Source organism: Variovorax sp. GW822-FHT04A09 (assembly GCF_058801005.1).
Map to the genome: position 1 here is coordinate 16,697 of NZ_JBXAMV010000004.1, position 19,545 is coordinate 36,241.

Here is a 19,545-nt window from a genome sequence, read left to right on the forward strand (position 1 = left end):
CGCTTACTTGCGGGGCTCGACCACCGGAAACATCAGGTCGAAGTTGTCGAGCATCCCGAACAGCTCGCCCAGCTTCGCCCGGTTGCCGTCGATCTTCACGAGCCCCGACTGCACCGCTTCCGGAAAGGTCGTCTGCTTCAGCGTGATCGCATCGAGCGTCGCCCGGCTCAATGTGACCGTGGCATCCGCGCCGGCAGCCTGCTGGTTCTTCACATGCGTGAGCGCCGAGTTCTCCAGCGTCAGCACGAACTTCTGGTTCGAATCGGTGAAGTTCCAGTTGACCACCATCCTCTTGCCTTCGGCCTTGGCCGCATCGAGCCGCACGCCGAGGAAATCGAAGAAGAGCTCGTTGCTCACCGCCTTGAGCGTGTCGCCGTTCGCGCTGCTGCCGCCCGGGATCTTCGGCACGCCGTTGCGCAGTTCCATCGCGCCCACCAGGTAGGCGCTGCGCCAGGTGCCCGCCTCCGACTGGTAGCCCAGCTGTTCGAGCGCGTCGGCGCCGAGTTCGCGTGCCGCGCGGTTGGCCGGGTCGGCGTACACCACCTGGCTCATCGCGCTGGCCACCCAGCGGTACTCGCCCTTCTTGAAATCGTCGCGGGCGCGCGCCACCACCGCGTCGGCCCCGCCCATGTACTCGACCGTCTTCTTCGCTTGCGCCACCGGCGGGAGCGGGTTCAGGTTGGCCGGGTTCGCGTCGTACCAGCCCAGGTACTTCTGGTAGACCGCCTTCGCGTTGTGGCGCAGCGTGCCGTAGTAGCCGCGCGTGGACCACTCCTGCTCCAGGCTCGCGGGCATGCGCAGCGTCTCGGCGATCTCGGACGCCGTGTAGCCGTGGTTCAGCAGGCGCAGCGACTGGTCGTTGATGAACTTGTACATGTCGCGCTGCTTCTTCAGCAGGTCGACGATGCGTTCGCGCCCCGTGGTGGGCCAGTGGTGCTGCGCGATGAGCACGTCGGTCCTGTCGCCGAAGGCCACGCGGGCCTCGTCGATGTACTTGGCCCACAGGTTGCCGTCGCGCACCTCGGCGCCGCGGATCGTGTACAGGTTGTGCATGTTGTGCGTCACGTCCTCGGCCATGTTGAGCACGCGAAACTGCGGCAGGTACATGAGCATCTCGGACGGCGCCTCCGAGCCCGGCACCAGCTGGAACACGATCTGCACGCCGTCGATGGTGCGCTCCTCGGTGGTCTTCTCGACGGTCGAGGTGGGCGCGATCAGCGTCACGCTGCCGCGCGCCAGCGCCTTGCCCAGGCCCGTGTCGACCTGCCCGCGCGCGCCCGGTGGCAGCAGCGTGCCGAACTGGTACTGCGAGCGGCGGTTCATCGCGTTGCCCGCCAGGATGTTCTCGGCCACCGCCGATTCCATGAAGCCCGAAGGCGCGATCACCTGCACCTTGCCCGCGGCCACGTCGGCCTCGTTGACCACGCCCTTCACGCCGCCGAAGTGGTCGGCGTGGCCGTGCGTGTAGATCACCGTGCCGACCGGCTTCTTCGGGCGGTGCTGGTAGTACAGCTCGAGCGCGGCGCGCGCGGTCTCGGCGGCCAGCAGCGGGTCGATCACGATCAGCGAGGTGTCGCCTTCGACGATGGTGACGTTCGCCAGGTCGAAGCCGCGCACCTGGTAGACGCGGTCGGTCACCTTGAACAGGCCGTGGATCGCATTGAGCTGCGCCTGCCGCCACAGGCTCGGGTTGACCGTGTCGGCCGCCTCGTTCGCCTTCAGGAAGTCGTAGGGCTTCATGTTCCAGACCGGGCGCGGGCCGGTGCCCGTCACCAGCGCGTCGGGCACGGTGCCGATGAAGCCGCGCATCGCGTCCTCGAAATCCTGCTTGTTGGCAAACGGCAGCGCCTTCGCCATGTCGGCGTTGGCCTTCAGCGTGACGGGCTCGGCCGCCTTGGGCGCGACCACCACCGGCTGCGCGGTGGCGGTGAAGGCGCAGGCCCAGACGACAAGGGCCAGGGAGAAACGGGTAGGCGCGAAGGGAGCAGCAGAAGCAATGCGGGTCATCGATGTCTCGGAGTTGGGGTCTGTCGGACGACGGGGGCACGGGAAGGCAGCGGCCGATTTTCGGAACCACTCAACCCCTTGGCAAATGCAAAATGTGCGCTTGCTTTTGAACCGAAACGCAAAATGCAGCTGCGCCACCTCCAGCACCTGATCGCCCTCGCCGAGCAAGGCAGCTTCGGGCGTGCCGCGCAGGCCGTGCACCTGTCGCAGCCCGCGCTCTCGCGCAGCATCGACGCGCTGGAGCAGGCGCTGAAGGCCCGCCTGGTCGACCGCGCCTACGGCACCGTGCGCTTCACGCAGGCCGGCGAGCTGGTGCTGGCGCGGGCCCGCGAGCTGGTCGCCGACGCGCGGCAGATCCAGCGCGAGGTGCAGCAGCTCGAAGGCCTCACGCTCGGCAGCCTCAACGTCGGCCTGGGCCCCTTCGCGGCCGGCCTGCTGGGGCGCGCGGCGCTGTCGCTCATGACACAGCGCCACCCGCAGCTGCTGATGCGCATGGAAGTGGCCGACACCCCCACCCTCAGCGAGCGCCTGCACCGGCGCCAGATCGACCTGTTCATCGCCGACACCCGCGACCTGAAGAAGCAGCCCGGCCTGAAGCTGGCGCGGCTGCCCAACGTGCCGGTGTCCTTCTTCGTGCGGCCCCGGCATCCGCTGCTCAGGCAGCCGGCGCCGGTCACGCTCGAGCAGCTCATGGACTACCCGGTGGCCGGCCCCAACCTGCCGGCCGAGGTGGCCGCGCATTTCGACCGGCAGATCCGCCGCACCGACCGCGGCGTGTTCAACGTGACCTGCGACGACGCCGACACGCTGCGGCACCTCGCGCTCACGGCCCACGCGGTGATCCTCGCGCCCCACGCACCCGGCCTCACGCCCGAGACCGCCGCGCTCGCGCCGCTGGCGGTGGCGGGCCTGTCGCGCATGCGCACCCACTACAGCCTGGTGACGCTGGCGGGCCGCACGCCCTCGGCCGCCGCCACGGTCTATACCCGGCTGGTGACCGAGTTGCTCGGCCCCGCCAAGCAGGTCGCCGGGGCCTGAGCCAAAATGGCCCCTCCTTTGCCGCTCACCGCCTTGCCGTCCGTTCTCCCGTGACCACTTCCCGCCGGGCCCAGCCCCCCACCTTCTCGCCCGGCGAATTCCGCAAGGCACTCGGCATGTTCGCCACCGGCGTGACCATCGTCACCGCGCGCGCGGCCGATGGCAGCCTGGTCGGCCTCACGGCCAACTCGTTCAACTCGGTGTCGCTCGCGCCGCCGCTGGTGCTGTGGAGCCTGGCGCGCGCGGCCGCGTCGATGTCGGCGCTGCGCGCCGGCTCGCACTACGCGGTCAACATCCTGGCCGCCAACCAGAAGGCGCTGGCGGAGCGCTTCGCCACCAAGAACATCGACCGCTGGGCCGACGTGGCCTACACCGAAGGCCTGGGCGGCGCGCCGGTGCTGCAGGGCGCGGCAGCGAGCTTCGAGTGCTTCAACCGCAGCCGCTACGACGAAGGCGACCACGTGATCTTCGTGGGCGAGGTGGAGCGCTGCACGCACGACCCCGACGCCTCGCCGCTGCTGTTCCACGGCGGGCGCTTCTACACCGAGCACCCGTTGTGAAACACCCCGCGCTGCTGGCCGTCCTGCTGCTCGCCGCGCGGATCGCCACGGCGCAGGGCACCGCTGAGCCATCGCCGCTGCGGCAGAACTGGTTCGACGACCCCTTCTTCCAGGTCGCCGCGGGCCTGCCGGCCTGCCCCATGCCGCAGGGCCCCTACTACACCGCCGAGGAACGCCGCGCGCAGACCCACTCGCGGCTGGAGCGCGGCACCAGCTGCTGGCTCGCCGGCCAATGCACCGACAGCAACGCCTACCGCTACGACAAGCCGCTCGCGCCGAAGGTGCGTGCCGCGCTGCTCGCGGTGCCGGGCGTGCGCCGCAGCAGCGTGTGGGTCACGGTGCAGCGCCGCTGGGTCTACCTGCAGGGCTGCGTGCCCGACGCGGCGCTGGTCCGCAGGCTCGAACGCGCGGCGCGCACCGTGGCCGACGTCGAGACCGTGGTGCCCGACCTGATGGTGGGCACGCGCGGCAAGCCGCCCTACCCGCTGGCCGGGCACTGAGCGGCGCCGCACGGGTTCTTCGCCGGCGCGATACGATCATCGGATGAATTCCGCGGCCCGTGCCGCCACCGATTGACCGCGAATGATCCAGCGCAAGACCCACCTCGACTCCCTGGCCATCGGCCTGCTCATCGTCTGCTGCGCGTTCTGGGGCCTGCAGCAGATCCTCATCAAGACCACCGTGACCGAGGTGCCGCCGCTGTGGCAGGCCACGGTGCGCATGGTCGGCGCGGTCGTGCTCCTCTGGCTGTGGTGCGTAGTGCGGCGCGTACCGCTGTTCGAGCGCGACGGCACGCTGTGGCCCGGGCTGCTGGCCGGCCTGCTGTTCGCGGGCGAGTTCGCCGGCATCTACCTGGGCCTGCAGCACACCAGCGCCTCGCGGCTCACGGTGTTCCTGTACACGGCCCCGTTCTGGGTCTCGCTGCTGCTGCCGCGCTGGGTGCCGGCCGAGCGGCTGCGCGGCTTCCAGTGGCTGGGCCTTTTCATCGCCTTCGCGGGCGTGGTGCTGGCCTTCAGCGAAGGCTTCGGCCACATGAGCTCGTCGCAGCTCATCGGCGACGGCATGGCCCTGGCGGCCGGCATGCTCTGGGGCCTGACCACGCTCACGCTGCGCACCACGCGCCTGGCCACGGCCAGCGCCGAAAAAACGCTGTTCTACCAAGTCGCCGTGACCGCCGCCGTGTGCCCCCTGCTGTCGCTCGCGCTGGGCGAGACCTGGGGCTTCTCGTACTCCGCCTGGGCCTGGACCTCCATCGGCCTGCAGACGGTGGTGGGCGCGTTCGCCAGCTACCTCACCTGGATGTGGCTGCTGCGGCACTACCCGGCCACGCAGATGTCGTCCTTCACCTTTCTCACGCCGCTGTTCGCGCTGATCTTCGGCGTGGCGCTGCTAAAGGAGCCGCTCACGCTGCAGCTGGTGGTGGCGCTGATCGGCGTGGCGCTGGGCATCGTGCTGGTGAACCGGCGGCCTGCGGTACAACGCCCGGCATGAGCAAGACACTCCACCGGTTCCAGCCCGTCCTCGACGAGATCGTCGCCACCCTGCGCCTGCAGCTCGGCCAGGGCGGCACCGTGGCCAGCTACATCCCGGCGCTGGCGCGCGTCGATGCGCGGCAGTTCGGCATCGCGCTGCGCACCTGCGACGGCGAGGAAGCCGGCGCGGGCGACTTCGAAACGCCCTTCTCCATTCAAAGCGTGTCGAAGCTCTTCACGCTCACGCTCGCCATGCAGCGCATGGGCGACGCGCTGTGGGAGCGCATCGGGCGCGAGCCCTCGGGCAACCCCTTCAACTCGCTGGTGCAGCTCGAAAACGAACAGGGCAAGCCGCGCAACCCCTTCATCAATGCCGGCGCCATCGCGGTGGCCGACCGGCTCGTGAGCCAGGCCAAGGCCAAGGGCGGCAGCGCCAAGACCGACATCCTCGCGCTCATGAGCAGCCTGTGCGGCGAGCGCATCGACTTCGACGGCGAGGTCGCGCAGTCGGAGGCCGACACGGGCTTTCGCAACGTCGCGCTGGCCAACTTCATGAAGAGCTTCGGCAAGATCGACAACGACGTGGCCGAGGTGCTCGACACCTACTTCCACCAGTGCGCGCTGCGCATGAGCTGCCGCCAGCTCGCGCGCGCCGCCGCCTTCCTGTGTCGCGACGGCGCGCACCCGATCGCCGGCGAGCCCGAGGTCACTGGCGAGCGGCAGACGCGCCGCATCAACTCGCTGATGCTCACCTGCGGCACCTACGACGCGGCCGGCGACGTGGCCTTTTCGATCGGCCTGCCCTGCAAGAGCGGCGTGGGCGGCGGCATCGTCGCGGTGGTGCCCGACCAGCTCACGCTGTGCGTGTGGTCGCCGGCGCTCGATGCCACCGGCAACTCGCTGCTGGGCATGAAGGCGCTGGAGCTGTTCGTGGCGCGCACCGGCCTGTCGGTGTTCTGACGCACGTTCAGGCCGCGACGACCACCGGCGCCATGGGCAGGCAGCCCATGCCGTCGAGCGCGGCCTCCACGGCCTCTTCGAGCGGCGTGTGCGGCTCGCGGCCCAGGAAGGCCACCAGCTTCGCGTTGTCCATGCCCACGGGCGTGCGCCACAGGTAGCGCATTTCGCGCAGCTCGCGAAAGGTGACGACGAAGGGCGAGGCCAGCGCCAGCAGCCACCACGGGAAGGCCGACACACGCACCTGGGCGCCAGTGCGCCGGGCCACCACCTTGCGGATCGCGTCGCTCATGCGCGTGCCGTCGGCGTCCCAATGGCCGGCCATGTGAAAGCGCGCGAAGGGCGCGAGCCGGTCGCGCCGCGCCAGCAGCTCGACCATGGTGCGGGCCACGTCCGGCAGGTACGACCACTGGTGGCCGACACCGGGGTCGCCGGGGCGGCTGACGGCCCGGACCGGTTGGCCCGCCTTCACCAGCCCCTGCGAGAACCAGTTGTTGCCCGCCTTCGGGCCGAAGAAGTCGCCGGCGCGCACGATCAGCACGCGCGCGCCTTCGCGGCTGGCGTCTTCGAGGCGCCTTTCCATCTCGACGCGGATCGCGCCCTTGGCGGTGAGCGGGCGCTGCGGCGAGTCTTCGGCCAGCAACGGGAAGGCATCGGGGCCGAAGTTGTAGACCGTGCCGGGCAGCACGACGGTCGCGCCCTCGGCCTTCGCGGCGGCGAGGGTGCTGTCGAGCATCGGCAGCACCAGCTCCGACCAGCCGCGGTAGCCCGGCGGATTGACCGCATGCACGATGACCGCGCAGCCCTTCGCGGCCCGCCGCACGGCCTGCGCGTCCATCGCGTCGCCGGCCAGCCAGGTGATGCCCTCGCGCTTTCCTTCGACCGCGCCGCGCTTCAGGGCGCGCACCTCCCAGCCCGCATCGCACAGCTGGCGGGCCACCTCGCCGCCGATGCCGCCCGTGGCGCCGAGCACCAGAACCGTGTTGTCGTTGCGTGCCATGAAATGCTCCTGAACAGTGATCGATGGGTGAATTCTGGGCAGGAGGGGGTTCGAATGGAATTGCCGAACATGCACCATCGGCCATACATTTCCGTATGACCTGGAACATCAGCTGGGAGCTGTACCGCTCCTTCCTCGGCGTGCTGCGCGAGGGTTCGCTCTCGGGTGCGGCGCGCGCACTCGGCATCACGCAACCCACCGTCGGTCGCCACGTGGCGGCGCTCGAGGAAGCGCTCGGCGTGGTGCTCTTCACCCGCTCGCAGGTGGGCCTGCTGCCCACCGAAGTGGCGCTGGCACTGCGCACGCATGCCGAGGCCATGGAAAGCACCGCCGCCTCGCTGCAGCGCGCGGCCAGCAGCCAGGGCGACGGCGTGCGCGGCGTGGTGCGGGTGTCGGTCAGCGAGGTGGTCGCGGTGGAGGTGCTGCCGCCCGTCGTGGCACGACTGCGCGAGGCGCACCCGGCGCTGAAGGTCGAGCTGGTGTCGACCAACCGCGTGCAAGACCTGCTGCGGCGCGAGGCCGACATCGCCGTGCGCATGGTGCGGCCCCGGCAGGCGCAGCTGGTGGCGCGCCGCATCGGCCACATCGAGCTGGGCTTTCATGCGCACACCAGCTACCTCGCGCGCCACGGCACGCCGCGCACGCCCGACGACCTGGCGGCGCACGCGCTCATCGGCTACGACCAGCCCTCGGCCTTCGTGCGCGAGGCGATCAAGTCGTTCAAGTCGGTCACGGGCTTCACGCGCGACGCCTTTGCGCTGCGCACCGACAGCGACCTCGCGCAGCTGGCCCTCATCCGCGCGGGCGCGGGCATCGGCGTGTGCCAGGTGGGCCTGGCCAAGCGCGATGCCGCGCTGATGCGCCTGCTGCCGCGCGCGCTCTCGCTGAAGCTCGACACCTGGGTCACGATGCACGAAGACCTGCGCCACAGCCCGCGCTGCCGCGTGGCCTTCGATGCGCTGGTCGAGGGCTTGCAACAGTACGTTGGCGCGGCGGCGGCCCCTGCGCCCCGGGCGACAATGCCCCGCGCAAGATCCAAAGCTTCTCCCTGAATGACGACGACCGATTCCCCCGACCACCTCCCCCTGCAGGAACCCCGCCTCTGGCGCGACGACCTCTGGACCGCCCGCATCATCAAGAACGAGGAAGACGACGGCTGGGCCGTCGAGATGACCCGCCACGGCGACCCCGAGCCCGCGCTCGTCGGCCCCTGGACCATGGGCCGCGACAAGAAGAACCCCAAGCCGCTGGACACCCCCGCCTTCCACACGCTGGTGAAGACCGCCGCCGAGGTGATCCGCCGCCACGAACAGCAGCTGCACGCCACGCTCAACAAGAGCGTGACGGTCACCGCGCGCAACGACCAGCGCATCCGCGTGGCGCTGTCGATCGTGCCCGACGAGGACAACCCCTCGGCCACGCTCACGGCGTATGACGATGCCGACGACTCGGAGCTGGCAAGCGTGAACGTGTCGCCCGCGTTCCGGCTCACGACCTCGAGCGCCACCGCGTGGATCGAGTCGGACTACGCCCGCCCGCGCAGCTGATGTGTTCAGGCGCTGCGCGCGAATAGCACACGCGCCGCCCTTTCGCCAATTAGCGAAAAAGCGTATGTTCACGCCGGGGTGAGTTGAGAAGAATCCGCCCCAACGAGCAATCGTTCCCAGTCATACGACGCCCGCTGCCAGTGCTGCCAGCGAGGTGTCGGGCAATTAAGCCCGAATCGGTTTCACCACCGGTTCGGGCTTTTTTGTTTTTTCGGTCGCAACAACGCCTTTTTCAAACGGATGCGCGCCATCCGGTGGCGCAGCTTTGCCCGAAGAAAACGCACTGGCAGCACAGCGCTCGTTTGCAGGGGCCGCGCGGCGGGAGGAGACACCCAAAACGCGGTTCCGAAGGTCGGATGTTCCTGATGACTCGCACAAAACCAAAGCAAAGGAATTTGACATGACGAACGCTTTCAACCGCCGCCAGATCGTGAAGACCGGCGGCTCGATGATCGTGCTGGGCGCCGCCTCCGGCGTGGCCGGCCTGGCCCGCGCGCAGGACGGCACCACCGTGAAGCTCGGCCTGCTGCATTCGCTCTCGGGCACCATCGCCATCGCCGAGGCCTCGCTGGTCGATGCCGAGAAACTGGCCATCGAGGAGATCAACGCCGCCGGCGGCGTGATGGGCAAGAAGATCGAGGCCGTGGTCGAAGACGGCGCGAGCGAGAACTCGGTGTTCGCCGAGAAGGCGCGCAAGCTGCTGGAGCGCGACAAGGTGGCGGCCATCATCGGCTGCTACACCTCGGCCTCGCGCAAGGCGCTGCTGCCGGTGCTCAACCAGGCCAAGGGCCTGCTGTTCTATCCGACCTACTACGAGGGCCAGGAGCAGGACAAGCGCGTGTTCTACCCCTCGCAGGAAGCCACGCAATCGGTGATCGCGGCGGTGGAATGGATGGCGCGCGAGAAGGGCAAGAACTTCTTCCTCGTCGGCTCCGACTACATCTACCCGCGCACCTGCAACAAGATCGCCAAGCCCGCCATCGCCAAGGCCGGCGGCAAGGTGCTCGGCGAAGAGTACGCACCGCTGGGCCACACCGAGTTCTCGTCGATCATCAACAAGATCAAGGCCGCCAAGCCCGACTGCATCTACAGCACCGTGGTGGGCGGCTCCAACGTGGCCTTCTACAAGCAGCTGCGCGCGGCGGGCCTCGACGGCGCCAAGCAAGTGCTGCTGTCCACCGTGGTGTCCGAGAACGAGATCGACGGCATCGGCCGCGACAACGCCGCGGGCTACTACGCCTGCATGGGCTACTTCCAGAGCATCAAGTCACCGGCCAACGAGAAGTTCGTGAAGGCCTTCAAGGCGAAGTACGGGCAGGACCGCGTGATCGGCGACCCGATGGAGGTGGCCTACAACAGCGTGTACCTGTGGAAGCTGGCGGTGGAAAAGGCCAAGTCCTTCGACGTCGACAAGGTCACGGCCGCCGCCGCGGGCGTGGAGATCGAGGCGCCCGAGGGCACGGTGCGCATCCACGCCACCAACCACCACGTGTGGAAGAAGGTGCGCGTGGGCCGCGCGCGGCCCGACGGGCAGTTCGACATCGTGTGGGAATCGCCGCAGCTGGTCGAGCCCAACCCCTTCCCGAAGGTCTGAACGCGATGAACTTCGACATCGCGGTGATGCAGGTGTTCAACGGCGTGAGCCTGTTCACCATCCTGCTGCTCATGGCCATCGGGCTGGCCATCGTGTTCGGCCTGATGGGCGTCATCAACATGGCGCACGGCGAGCTGATGGCGCTGGGCGCCTACATGACCTACCTGGCGGCGCGCTTCTTCGCGCACTACGCGCCGGGCTTCATGGACCTGTACCTGTTCGCCGCGATTCCGTTCGCGTTCGCCGTGACCTTCGCGTTCGGCTATGTGCTGGAGCGGGGCTTCATCCACTTCTTCTACGACCGCCCGCTGGACACCCTGCTGGCCACCTGGGGCCTGAGCCTCATGCTGCAGCAGGCCTACCGCTCGATCTTCGGCGCGCAGGAAGTGAGCGTGCCGCTGGCCTCGTGGCTGGCGGGGGCGTGGGAGCCGACGGCGGGCATCCAGCTGCCGCTGAACCGCATCTTCATCGTCGGGCTCACGGCCCTGGTGGCGGTCGGCGTGTACCTGCTGCTGTACCGCACGCCGTGGGGGCTGAAGGTGCGCGCGGTGACGCAGAACCGCGCCATCGCCGGCGCGGTGGGCATCGACACGCACCGCGTCGACGCGATGACCTTCGCGCTGGGCTCGGGCCTGGCGGGCATCGCGGGCGCGGTGTTCACCATGATCGGCTCGACCAACCCCGGCACGGGCCAGCTGTACATCGTCGACTCGTTCATCGTGGTGGTGTTCGGCGGCGTGCAGAGCCTCATCGGCACCGCGCTCTCGGGCTTTGCCATCGCGCAGTCGCAGACCTGGCTCGAGTACCTCATGAGCGGCTCGATGGCCAAGGCCACGATCCTGCTGCTGGTGATCGCGGTGCTGTACTTCAGGCCGAACGGCCTGTTCGCCACGCGCTCGAGGAGCTGACGCATGCACGGTCTTTCTCCTCAACGCAAGCGCGACCTCGGCGCGCTGCTCGCGGTGCTGGTGCTGCTGGCGGTGGTGCTGCCGCTCACGCTCGATCCGTTCCGCCTGAACCTCGTGAGCAAGTACCTGGCCTTCGCGTTCGTCGCGGTGGGCGTGGTGCTCACCTGGGGCTACGGCGGCGTGCTGAGCCTGGGCCAGGGCATGTTCTTCGGGCTGGGCGGCTACATGATGGCCATGTTCCTCAAGCTCGAAGCGTCCGCGCCCGAGCTGCCGGACTTCATGGTGTGGAGCAGCGTCGAGCAGCTGCCCGCGTGGTGGCAGCCCTTCCACTCGCTGGGCTGGACGGTGGTGGGCATCCTCGTGATTCCTGCCGTGCTGGCCTACGTGTTCTCGTACGCGATCTTCAAGCGGCGCGTGAGCGGCGTGTACTTCGCGATCGTCACGCTGTCGCTGGCGCTCACGCTCACGGTGGTGGTGGTCGGCCAGCAGGGCGACACCGGCGGCGCCAACGGCATCACCGATTTCCGCACGCTGCTGGGCTGGGACATCGCCACCGACGAGGCCAGGCGCACGATGTACTTCGTCGAAGTCGCGGCCATTGCGCTCGTGATGATGGTGTCGCTCGCCATCGTGCGCAGCCGCTTCGGCAAGCTGCTGATCGCCATCCGCGACAAGGAAGACCGCGTGCGCTTCAGCGGCTACAACACGGCGCACATGAAGGCCTTCGTGTTCGCGGTGGCCGCCGTGCTCTCGGCCATCGGCGGGGCGTTCTACAGCCTGCAGGTGGGGCTCATCGCGCCGGGCGTGATCGGCGTCGTGGCCTCGGTCGAGATGGTGATCTACGCGGCGGTCGGCGGGCGGTTGTCGATTCCGGGCGCGGTGATCGGCGCGCTGCTCATCGGCTTCCTCAAGTCGTACCTGTCGGAGACCTTTCCCGAAGGCTGGCTGTACGTGCTGGGCGCGGTGTTCATCCTCGTGGTGTGGGCGATGCCGAACGGGCTCGCGGGCCTGGGCGAAAAGCTCGTGCGCCGCCGTACCTCGGAGGTGGCGCCATGAATGCCACGATGACGATGCCCAACGGCGGGCTGCCGCAGGCCGCTTCGGCGGTGCCGCCGTCGAGCGAGCAGATCCTGCGCATCGAAGACCTCACCGTGTCCTTCGACGGCTTCAAGGCCGTGGACGGGCTCAGCCTCTCGGTCGAGCGCAACGAGCTGCGCGTGATCATCGGCCCCAACGGCGCCGGCAAGACCACGCTGCTCGACATGGTCTGCGGCAAGACCAAGCCCAGCGCGGGCCGCGTGCTGTTCAACGGCCAGGACCTCGGTCGCCTGAACGAGTACGAGATCGTGCGCGCCGGCGTGGGCCGCAAGTTCCAGACGCCCTCGGTCTACGAAGACCTCACCGTGCTGGAGAACTTCGAGATCTCGCTGCCGCGCATGCACGGCCTGCTGCAGTCGCTGACCTTTCGCCGCACGCCCGCCGTGCGTGCGCGCATCGACGCGATGGCCGAGCAGGTCTTCCTGGCCGATCGCCTGGGCCACCGCGCCGGGCAGCTCAGCCACGGGCAGAAGCAGTGGCTCGAGATCGGGATGCTGCTCATGCAGGAGCCCGAACTGCTGCTGCTCGACGAGCCCGTGGCCGGCATGAGCCCGCGCGAGCGCGAACAGACCGGCGACCTGCTGCGGCGCATCTCGGCCGGCAAGTCGGTGGTCGTGATCGAGCACGACATGGACTTCGTCAAGCGCATCGCGCACCGCGTCACGGTGCTGCACCAGGGCAAGTTGCTGAGCGAAGGCACGGCGGCCGAAGTGCAGACCGACCCGCGCGTGATCGACGTGTACCTCGGCCATTGAGAAGAAGGAGAAACCTACATGCTCGAAGTCTCCGATCTCAACGTGGCGTATGGCGAATCGCACGTCATCCGCGATGTGTCGCTGCGCGTCGCGCCCGACGAAGCGGTCGCCATCATGGGCCGCAACGGCATGGGCAAGACCACCTTGCTGAAGTCGCTCATCGGCTTGCTGCCTGCGCGCGGCGGCCACATCCGCCTGGGCGGCGCCGAGCTCACGACGCTGCCCAGCTACCAGCGCGTGGCGCAGGGCCTGGCCTTCGTGCCGCAGGGGCGCATGGTGTTCCCGTTCCTCACGGTGGAGCAGAACATCCTGTCGGGCGCCGCGAGGTCGGGCCACCGCACGGTGCCCGAGTACCTCTACACCTTCTTCCCCGTGCTCAAGGACATGAAGCAGCGCAAGGCCGGCAACCTCTCGGGCGGCCAGCAGCAGATGCTGGCGATTGCGCGCGCGCTCATCTCGGAGCCGAAGGTGCTGATCCTCGACGAACCCACCGAGGGCATCCAGCCTTCGATCATCAAGGAGATCGCGCAGACGCTGAACGTGCTGCGCGCCGAACGCGGCTTTGCCGTCGTGGTGTCGGAGCAGGTGCTGAGCTTCGCGCTCGACCTGGCCGACCGCTTTCTCGTCATCGACCGCGGCCGCATCGTGCACGACGAGGCGCGGGCCACGCTAGATCAAGACAAGGTCCGATCCTTTCTGACCGTGTAGCCCTTCCCTCTTTTTCTTCAACCACCCTTCAGGAGCAGCGTCATGAGACATGGTGATATTTCGAGCAGCAACGATTGCGTTGGCGTCGCGGTCGTCAACTACAAGATGCCCCGCCTGCACACCAAGGCCGAGGTGCTGGACAACGCACGCAAGATCGGCGAGATGCTGGTCGGCATGAAGAAAGGCCTGCCGGGCATGGACCTGGTGATCTTTCCCGAGTACTCCACGCACGGGATCATGTACGACGCCAAGGAGATGTACGACACCGCCTCGGCCATCCCCGGCGAGGAGACCGCGATCTTCGCGGACGCGTGCCGCCGCGCCAACGTGTGGGGCGTGTTCTCGCTCACCGGCGAGCGCCACGAGGAGCACCCGAACAAGGCGCCCTACAACACGCTGATCCTCATGAACAACCAGGGCGAGATCGTCCAGAAGTACCGCAAGATCATGCCGTGGGTGCCCATCGAGGGCTGGTACCCGGGCGACTGCACCTACGTGAGCGAAGGCCCCAAGGGCATGAAGATGAGCCTGATCATCTGCGACGACGGCAACTACCCCGAGATCTGGCGCGACTGCGCGATGCGCGGCGCCGAGCTCATCATCCGCTGCCAGGGCTACATGTACCCGGCCAAGGAGCAGCAGATCATGGTCTCCAAGGCCATGGCCTTCATGAACAACACCTACGTGGCGGTGGCCAACGCGGCCGGCTTCGACGGCGTGTACTCGTACTTCGGCCACTCGGCGCTCATCGGCTTCGACGGCCGCACGCTCGGCGAATGCGGCGAGGAAGAGATGGGCATCAACTACGCCGAGCTGTCGATGGGCCTGATCCGCGACGCGCGCAAGAACGGCCAGTCGCAGAACCACCTGTTCAAGCTCGTGCACCGCGGCTACACCGGCACCATCAACTCGGGCGACGGCGACAAAGGCGTGGCGGCCTGCCCCTACAACTTCTACACGCAGTGGATCAACGACCCCGAGGGCACGCGCGAGATGGTGGAGTCGTTCACGCGCAGCACCGTCGGCACGCCCGAGTGCCCGATCGAGGGCATTCCGAACGAACCGGCCAAGCACCGCTGAAGCACCGCCCCATGGACCACGACATCTTCGAACTCGGCGATGTCGCGCTGCAGCGGGGGGCCACCCTGCGCGGCGCGAAGCTCGCCTACAAGACCTACGGCACGCTCAACGCACAGAAGAGCAACGCCATCGTCTATCCGACCTGGTACTCGGGCCAGCACACCGACAACGAATGGCTCATCGGCCCCGGCATGGCGCTAGACCCGGCGAAGTACTTCATCATCGTGCCCAACATGCTGGGCAATGGCCTCTCGTCCTCGCCGAGCAACACGCCCGAGCCCTACAACCTGGCGCGCTTTCCGAACGTCACGCTCTACGACAACGTGACGCTGCAGCACCGGCTGGTGACCGAGCAGTTCGGCATCGAGCAGCTCGCGCTGGTGGTGGGCTGGTCGATGGGCGCGCAGCAGACCAACCAGTGGGGGTGCCTGTACCCCGAGATGGTGAAGCGCATCGCGCCCTTCTGCGGTTCGGCGAAGACGGCGCCGCACAACATCGTGTTCCTCGAAGGCGTGAAGGCCGCGCTCACGGCCGACGTGGCGTGGAACGGCGGCTGGTACACCACGCCGCCGAGCAAGGGCTTGCGCGCGGTGGGCCGCGTGTACGCGGGCTGGGGCCTGTCGCAGCCCTTCTACATGCAGCAGCTGTGGCGCGAGCTGGGCTTCAGCTCGCTCGAAGATTTCCTGGTCGGCTACTGGGAAGGCTTCTTCCTGAAGAAGGACGCCAACAACCTGCTCGCGATGCTGTGGTCCTGGCAGCACGGCGACATCAGCGACAACCCGGTGTTCCAGGGCGACTTCAAGAAGGCGCTGGGCGCCATCAAGGCGCGCGCGATCGTGATGCCGGCCGAGCGCGACCTGTACTTTCCCGTGGCCGACAACGCATGGGAGGTGTCGCACATGCCGAACGCCGAGTGCCGCCCGATCCCCGGCGTGTGGGGCCACTTCGCGGGCGGCGGCAGCAGCCCGGTCGACACCCGCTTCATCGACAACGCCCTCAAGGAACTGCTCGCCACGCCATGAACGCTCCCGTGCACGATCCGCTCGCCGCCTACCGCATCGAGACCGAGCCCTTCTACCGGCCCGCGGGCCACGAGGTGGCGCTGTACCGGCACGCGTACCGCCACCGCATGCCGCTGATCCTGAAAGGGCCGACGGGCTGCGGCAAGACGCGCTTCGTGGAGCACATGGCGTGGTCGCTCGGGCGGCCGCTGGTCACGCTGGCGTGCAACGAGGACATGACGGCCTCGGACCTCGTGGGCCGCTACCTGCTCGACGCGAACGGCACGGCCTGGCACGACGGGCCGCTGACGCTCGCGGTGCGCCACGGCGGCATCTGCTACCTCGACGAGGTGGTGGAGGCGCGGCAGGACACCACCGTGGTGATCCACCCGCTGACCGACGCGCGCCGCATCCTGCCGCTGGACAAGAAGGGCGAGCTGGTGCACGCGCACCCCGACTTCCAGCTGGTGGTGTCGTACAACCCCGGCTACCAGAGCAGTGCCAAGGACATGAAGCCTTCGACGCGCCAGCGCTTCGCGGCACTGGAGTTCGACTACCCCGACGGCGCGCTCGAAGCGGAGATCGTCGCGCACGAGGCCGGCGTCGACCCCGCGCTCGCCGCGAAGCTGGTCGCCATTGCGCACTGCTCGCGCGAGCTCAAGCATCGCGGGCTCGACGAGGGTGTGTCGACGCGCATGCTGATCTACGCGGGCGTGCTGATCCGCGACGGCGTGTCGCCGCGCGACAGCTGCGACATGACGATGACGCGCGCCCTCACCGACGACCCCGACATGGCGAGCGCGCTGCAGGGCTTTGTCGAGGCGCAGTTCGGATGAACGACGGGCACGGCGCCCTCTCGCTGCTGGCCCGCGGGCTGGCCGGCGTCGATGTCGACGTGCAGCCGCTGGCCGGCGCACGCGCCGTGCTCACGGGCCGTCGGCTGCTGTTGCCCGAGGGGGACGAAGCCGTGCGGCTGCACCGCGCGATGGTGGCGCATGCGGTCGCGCACCTGCGCCACTCGACGCCTGCGCGGCCGGCGCGCACGCTCAAGCCCATGGGCATCGCGGTGGTCTCGGCCCTGGAAGATGCGCGCGTCGAGCGGCTGCTGTGGCGCGACTTTCCCGGCCTGCACGGCTGGTTCGTCGCCGCGCTGCCGCCCGCGCCCGATCCGCTCGACCTGCGCTTTGCCGCGCTGATCGCGCGCATGGACCGCGTGCTTCTGCGCGCCGACGCGCAGGACGACAACCACTGGGTGAACAAGGCACGCCGCCTGTTCGACGAGACCGTCTCGCGCGCGGGGCTGGAAGACTACGACGCCTTCCGCGCCGTCGCCTCGATCCTCGCCAACGACCTCGGCCAGATGCGCGTGCGCTTCGAGCCGCAGGACTACGCCGTGCCCGCGCCCTGGCGCGACGACAACAGCTACCTGTGGGATTTCGGCGAGGCCGAGACACCGCCCGACGACGCCATCGCGCTGCAGCAGACGGGCGTGCGGCCACCGCCACCTTCGGATGCCCCGCGCGAAGGCAACGAAGCGCCACCCGAAGGCGGCGCCGACATGGAACTCGGCCGCTACACCTACCCCGAGTGGGACCGCACGCAGGAGCGCCTGCGCCCCGACTGGTGCACGGTGATCGAGAAGCTGCCCGCGTGGCAGGGCCTGGGTGCGGCGGGCACTCTGGGAGCGGCGGCCAACGAGCGCATCGTGCCGCTCGCCCTGCCCCGCGCACGCCACCTCGACCGCACGCACCGCCTGCGCCGGCAGTGGGAAGGCGACGACATCGACCTGAACGCGGCCATCGAGGTGCTGGTCGATCGCCGCCTGCGCCTGCGGCCCGATGCGCGGCTGTTCATGCGCCCGGGCAAGGGCCCGCGTCCGTCGAGCGTGCTGGTGCTGCTCGACCTCTCCGAGTCGGCCAACGACGCGGGCCACGGCGACGGCGCCGTTTCGCTGCTCGACCTGGAGAAGCAGGCCGCGCTGCTGCTCGCCGCCTCGAACGCGCGCGGCATCGACCGGCTCGCCATCCACGGCTTCTCGTCGAACACGCGCGCCGAGGTGTACTACTACCGCCTGCTCGAGTTCGGCCAGCCGCTGGCTGCGCCCTCGCGCGCGATGATCGGCGCGGTGCGCGGGCGCTATTCGACGCGCATGGGCGCCGCGCTGCGCCATGCGGCCTCGCACCTGCAGGCCGAGCCGGCCGGGCCGCGCGCGATCCTGCTGGTGACCGACGGCGCGCCCTCGGACATCGACGTGCACGACCCGAAGTACCTGATCGAAGACGCCCGCCAGGCCGTGGCCGAGGCGCGCAAAGCCGGCGTGCGCAGCGCCTGCATCGCGGTGGACGGTGCGGCCGACGCGTACGTGCGGCGCATCTTCGGCTGGCGCAACTATTGCATCGCCGACGACGCGCGCAGCCTGCCCGCGCGGCTGGCCCGCATGAGCACGCGGCTGGCCGCCGCCCATTGACCGACGGAATGAAGAAAGCCAGGGAGGAGCACACAATGAGGGCCCACACATCCAGGAGACACCCCAGTGGCTGACAGGGACCCTCTTCGCGTCGGCATTCTGTATTCCGAGACCGGCGTCACCTCGACCATCGGCCTGTCGCAGCTGCAGGGCGCGCTGCTGGCCATCGAGGAGATCAACGCGGCCGGCGGCGTCGACGGCCGCGAACTCGTGGGCGTGCGCTACGACCCGCAATCGAACCCCGTGCGCTACGCCCAGCTGGCCGAGCGGCTGATCGTGCAGGACCGCGTGAACGTGCTCTTCGGCTGCTACATGTCGAGCAGCCGCAAGGCCGTGATCCCGGTGATCGAGAAGTGGAACAAGCTGCTGTTCTACCCCACGCTGTACGAAGGCTTCGAGTACTCGGGCAACGTGATCTACACCGGCGCGGCGCCCAACCAGAATAGCGTGCAGCTGGCCGAGTTCATGACCACGAACTTCGGCGCGCGCGTGTACCTGATCGGCTCCGACTACATCTACCCCTACGAGTCGAACCGCATCATGGGCGAGCTGGTGATGCAGCGCCCCGGCAGCGAAAAGCTCGGCGAGCGCTACGTGGCACTTGATGCCACCGAGAAGGACTACCGCGCGATCATGGACGACATCCGCGACAAGCGGCCCGACTTCATCTTCTCGACGGTGGTGGGTGATTCCACCGCGAGCCTGTACCGCGCCTATGCCGAGGCCGGCTTCGACCCGAAGACGATGCCCATCTCAAGCCTCACCACCTCGGAAGCCGAGATCTCGCAGATGGGCCCCGGCGTGGCCACGGGCCATTTCACGGCGGCGCCGTATTTCCAGTCGATCGATTCACCCGCCAACCAGCGCTGCCTGGCGCGGCTGCGCGCGCGCTTCGGCGACGGCTGCGTGCCCAACCTGTGCTGGGAGGCTTCGTACTTCCAGATGCACATCTTCGCCAACGCCTTCCGGCAGGCGGGCACGGACGGCATCGCGGAGATCCTGCCGCACATCCTGGGCAGCGAGTTCGATGCGCCGCAGGGCCGCGTGAAGATCGACCCGACCAACCACCACACCTGCCTGTACCCGCGCATCGGCCGCGTCGACGCGCACGGGCAGTTCACCATCGTGCGCCAGGCGACGCGCCCGGTGTATCCGGACCCGTACCTCGTCACGCACTCGCTGGGCGACTGGACGGCGCGGCTCGATGCGCTGGAGCTCTAGGATGAACCAGCAGCGGTTGTTCATCGGCGAGCCCCTGCAGCGTGTCCCCGTGCGCAGGGCACCGGGTGCTTCCCGCAGCGAAATCAAGGAGGAGCCGAAGGCGGGGGACATTCGCGGAGGGAAGTACCCGGT

The 19,545-nt window shown here is 68.7% G+C and carries 19 protein-coding genes; 17 read left to right on the forward strand and 2 right to left on the reverse strand.

Annotation, left to right across the window (positions count from 1 at the left end; translation table 11 throughout):
* Positions 1-3 precede the first annotated feature (3 nt).
* Positions 4-2,007 carry an alkyl/aryl-sulfatase gene (locus AC1RLW_RS20145; protein WP_493194709.1) on the reverse strand — a complete coding sequence of 668 codons (2,004 nt, stop codon included), beginning with the start codon at positions 2,005-2,007 and terminating at the stop codon, positions 4-6.
* Positions 2,008-2,130: 123 nt separating this feature from the next.
* On the opposite strand from AC1RLW_RS20145, the gene AC1RLW_RS20150 reads away from it, so the two are divergent.
* The 5 genes from AC1RLW_RS20150 to AC1RLW_RS20170 all read left to right on the forward strand — a co-directional run bounded on the left by AC1RLW_RS20150 (position 2,131) and on the right by AC1RLW_RS20170 (position 6,037).
* Positions 2,131-3,045, forward strand: a complete 915-nt coding sequence (locus AC1RLW_RS20150) for a LysR family transcriptional regulator (RefSeq protein WP_493194710.1) — start codon at positions 2,131-2,133, stop codon at positions 3,043-3,045.
* Between the two features lie 50 nt (positions 3,046-3,095).
* Positions 3,096-3,605 carry a flavin reductase family protein gene (locus tag AC1RLW_RS20155; RefSeq protein ID WP_390347454.1) on the forward strand — a complete coding sequence of 170 codons (510 nt, stop codon included), beginning with the start codon at positions 3,096-3,098 and terminating at the stop codon, positions 3,603-3,605.
* Positions 3,602-4,105, forward strand: a complete 504-nt coding sequence (locus AC1RLW_RS20160; protein WP_493194712.1) for a BON domain-containing protein — start codon at positions 3,602-3,604, stop codon at positions 4,103-4,105. Before AC1RLW_RS20155 ends, AC1RLW_RS20160 begins: the two co-directional genes overlap by 4 nt.
* 82 nt (positions 4,106-4,187) lie before the next feature.
* Positions 4,188-5,096: a DMT family transporter gene (locus AC1RLW_RS20165; protein ID WP_492742529.1), complete on the forward strand. Its 909-nt coding sequence runs from the start codon at positions 4,188-4,190 to the stop codon at positions 5,094-5,096.
* The gene (locus AC1RLW_RS20170) at positions 5,093-6,037 is read left to right on the forward strand and encodes a glutaminase (RefSeq protein WP_493194713.1); all 945 of its coding nucleotides are present in this window, start codon (positions 5,093-5,095) and stop codon (positions 6,035-6,037) included. Before AC1RLW_RS20165 ends, AC1RLW_RS20170 begins: the two co-directional genes overlap by 4 nt.
* A 7-nt stretch (positions 6,038-6,044) precedes the next feature.
* On the opposite strand, the gene AC1RLW_RS20175 is transcribed toward AC1RLW_RS20170, so the two are convergent.
* The gene (locus tag AC1RLW_RS20175) at positions 6,045-7,034 is read right to left on the reverse strand and encodes an NAD-dependent epimerase/dehydratase family protein (protein WP_493194714.1); all 990 of its coding nucleotides are present in this window, start codon (positions 7,032-7,034) and stop codon (positions 6,045-6,047) included.
* 95 nt (positions 7,035-7,129) lie between these two features.
* Between AC1RLW_RS20175 and AC1RLW_RS20180 the strand changes: the two genes are divergently transcribed.
* The 12 genes from AC1RLW_RS20180 to AC1RLW_RS20235 all read left to right on the forward strand — a co-directional run bounded on the left by AC1RLW_RS20180 (position 7,130) and on the right by AC1RLW_RS20235 (position 19,413).
* Positions 7,130-8,086 (forward strand): LysR family transcriptional regulator, encoded by a 957-nt coding sequence (locus AC1RLW_RS20180; RefSeq protein ID WP_493194715.1) that lies wholly within the window; start codon positions 7,130-7,132, stop codon positions 8,084-8,086.
* On the forward strand, positions 8,087-8,581 hold the full coding sequence (locus AC1RLW_RS20185) for a hypothetical protein (protein ID WP_095948507.1): 495 nt from the start codon (positions 8,087-8,089) through the stop codon (positions 8,579-8,581).
* A 400-nt stretch (positions 8,582-8,981) separates the two neighbouring features.
* Positions 8,982-10,175, forward strand: coding sequence for an urea ABC transporter substrate-binding protein (gene urtA / locus AC1RLW_RS20190; protein WP_493194717.1), 1,194 nt, complete (start codon positions 8,982-8,984; stop codon positions 10,173-10,175).
* A gap of 5 nt (positions 10,176-10,180) precedes the next feature.
* Positions 10,181-11,083: an urea ABC transporter permease subunit UrtB gene (gene urtB / locus AC1RLW_RS20195; RefSeq protein ID WP_493194719.1), complete on the forward strand. Its 903-nt coding sequence runs from the start codon at positions 10,181-10,183 to the stop codon at positions 11,081-11,083.
* A gap of 3 nt (positions 11,084-11,086) precedes the next feature.
* Complete coding sequence (gene urtC, locus AC1RLW_RS20200; protein WP_493194721.1) at positions 11,087-12,139, forward strand: urea ABC transporter permease subunit UrtC; 1,053 nt, start codon at positions 11,087-11,089, stop codon at positions 12,137-12,139.
* 14 nt (positions 12,140-12,153) lie between these two features.
* A complete protein-coding gene (gene urtD / locus AC1RLW_RS20205; RefSeq protein ID WP_493195325.1) occupies positions 12,154-12,936 on the forward strand; it encodes an urea ABC transporter ATP-binding protein UrtD in 783 nt (260 codons plus the stop codon).
* 18 nt (positions 12,937-12,954) lie between these two features.
* A complete protein-coding gene (gene urtE / locus AC1RLW_RS20210; RefSeq protein ID WP_493194722.1) occupies positions 12,955-13,644 on the forward strand; it encodes an urea ABC transporter ATP-binding subunit UrtE in 690 nt (229 codons plus the stop codon).
* 42 nt (positions 13,645-13,686) lie between these two features.
* Positions 13,687-14,724 carry an aliphatic amidase gene (locus AC1RLW_RS20215; protein WP_119556141.1) on the forward strand — a complete coding sequence of 346 codons (1,038 nt, stop codon included), beginning with the start codon at positions 13,687-13,689 and terminating at the stop codon, positions 14,722-14,724.
* Positions 14,725-14,735: 11 nt separating this feature from the next.
* Positions 14,736-15,746: an alpha/beta fold hydrolase gene (locus AC1RLW_RS20220; RefSeq protein ID WP_493194724.1), complete on the forward strand. Its 1,011-nt coding sequence runs from the start codon at positions 14,736-14,738 to the stop codon at positions 15,744-15,746.
* On the forward strand, positions 15,743-16,561 hold the full coding sequence (locus AC1RLW_RS20225; RefSeq protein ID WP_492686859.1) for a CbbQ/NirQ/NorQ/GpvN family protein: 819 nt from the start codon (positions 15,743-15,745) through the stop codon (positions 16,559-16,561). The genes AC1RLW_RS20220 and AC1RLW_RS20225 overlap by 4 nt, the downstream gene beginning before the upstream one ends.
* On the forward strand, positions 16,558-18,192 hold the full coding sequence (locus AC1RLW_RS20230; protein ID WP_493194726.1) for a nitric oxide reductase activation protein NorD: 1,635 nt from the start codon (positions 16,558-16,560) through the stop codon (positions 18,190-18,192). Before AC1RLW_RS20225 ends, AC1RLW_RS20230 begins: the two co-directional genes overlap by 4 nt.
* Before the next feature lie 66 nt (positions 18,193-18,258).
* Positions 18,259-19,413 carry a transporter substrate-binding domain-containing protein gene (locus AC1RLW_RS20235; protein ID WP_493194728.1) on the forward strand — a complete coding sequence of 385 codons (1,155 nt, stop codon included), beginning with the start codon at positions 18,259-18,261 and terminating at the stop codon, positions 19,411-19,413.
* Positions 19,414-19,545: the final 132 nt, after the last annotated feature.